The sequence below is a fragment of the Soonwooa purpurea genome (assembly GCF_053891095.1).
The window spans coordinates 1-1,795 of the sequence record NZ_JBSSMA010000051.1; the positions used below are offsets into that span (position 1 = coordinate 1).

Here is a 1,795-nt window from a genome sequence, read left to right on the forward strand (position 1 = left end):
GCGGGAATTCGAAGGACTGAAAGTTCAAGAATTCAGAAACGTAGCCGATGCTTTTTCACTTCTGCTAACTTACAAAAAATTGCAGAATTGAAAAGCATTCGGCGGAATATTTTTACAAAATTTCAACGTTCCCAAAACCCCGCATTTTGCCAATACACTGTTAGCTGCAGGAAAAATTAGAGGTTTTTTAATTCGATGTTAACAGTTTCAAATATTATTTTAACAGCATCATAAAAAGTTTTGTGGTATTCTTTGCTAAAACCTTTTGTTGAATATACTTTTTTTACTTCATTTTCAGAAATTGTTGTCGAATTGCTTCCACCATCAGCAATTCCAACAAAATATTCATTTGTCTTTCCCTTATTTACAATTCTTGGCATTTCTAAATCTTCCACATTAATTTGATTAATGATTTTTTTTATTTTTTCATAGTCAGATTTGGAAATTCTTTTATTGTCTAGCTTTTCACCTTGATAAATTATTTTAACAGAAACGTATTCTTTATCTCTGAAATTTTTTGGAATTAATTTTATATTTATTTGATCATCATTAATTACCATATAATTTTTGTGATTAAACTCTATAAAATCAGTATTCAAAATCTGTCTTGAACTTGAACATGAGAATAAAAATAGTAGGTAAACTATGTAGATAATTTTCTTCATTTGTCTTTATGCGGAATGTTTTGATTTTCTTGCAGCTAACGGAAAAAGTATTGGCGAAGTGCGGGCTTAATTTGAACGAAGGTTCAAGTTCAGACCAATCGTAGCCAATATTTTTTCAATGGAACTAAGTTAAACAAAAATGTGGAATAGGAAAATATTGGCGGCTAAATATTACAAAAAGCTCAATTTTGCACTTCTCCCCGCATTTTGCCAATACAATGTTATGTGCAGTATTATTTTGACTTTTTTATTTCTCTAAATATTCCTATTTCAGAAATTTCAGTATCTATAAGTTTATTTTTCGGAGTCAAATGAATATGTCTAATTTGTTCAATAGAATTGGTTTTTGGATTCAGAGCTACATCATCAACAAATATTTTTTCTATTTCTTTGTTAGCATTTGAGGAAAGATATACTTCACCTTTTTTTACTTTCAATTCATCTAAATGAATTCCATCCATACTTTCAACATCGTCTAAATTATAAAAGTATAAGCTGTCTCTAGTTTCTTTATATTTTTCAAAAACATATCGTTCTAGCCCTCTATCATGTTCTGAATATCCTTTATACTGATAAATTCTTGTCGTTATTTTTATTCCATTTTCAAAATCAGATTTAACTTCCATTGGTTTAAAAATCGGCAAACTCTTGTAGTAAGGTTCTCCACAAGTTCCGTAACATTCATGTGTTACACCTTCAACATTTTTTTTATTTGGAATTTGAGAAAGATAGTAAAAAGGCAATTCTTTATTCATGTCAATTTTAAACTTTTCTGTCGAATCCATAATTACAAATCCATTTGCATTTGAATCACGTCCTCCCCAAGCATTATATTTGTAAATTACTTTAGATGTACCTTCAATTTTCTGTACATATAATTCTGAAATATTCCATTCTCCAATTTTTTCAAAACCGCAACTATTCAAGAAAATTATTATAATTAAAAAGATGATTTGATTGGTTCTCATTTTTTAGCGTGAGTTTTGGAAATATTGCACATAACGAAAAAGTATTGGCGAAGTGCGGGAATTCGAAGGACTGAAAGTTCAAGAATTCAGAAACGTAGCCGATGCTTTTTCACTTCTGCTAACTTACAAAAAATTGCAGAATTGAAAAGCATTCGGCGGAAT

The 1,795-nt window shown here is 29.5% G+C and carries 2 protein-coding genes; both read right to left on the reverse strand.

What is annotated here, in order from left to right:
- Positions 1-176: 176 nt before the first annotated feature.
- Positions 177-665 carry a hypothetical protein gene (locus tag ACVFVN_RS14645; protein WP_456235856.1) on the reverse strand — a complete coding sequence of 163 codons (489 nt, stop codon included), beginning with the start codon at positions 663-665 and terminating at the stop codon, positions 177-179.
- Positions 666-898: 233 nt separating this feature from the next.
- Positions 899-1,633, reverse strand: a complete 735-nt coding sequence (locus ACVFVN_RS14650; RefSeq protein WP_456235857.1) for a hypothetical protein — start codon at positions 1,631-1,633, stop codon at positions 899-901.
- Between the last annotated feature and the right edge of the window lie 162 nt (positions 1,634-1,795).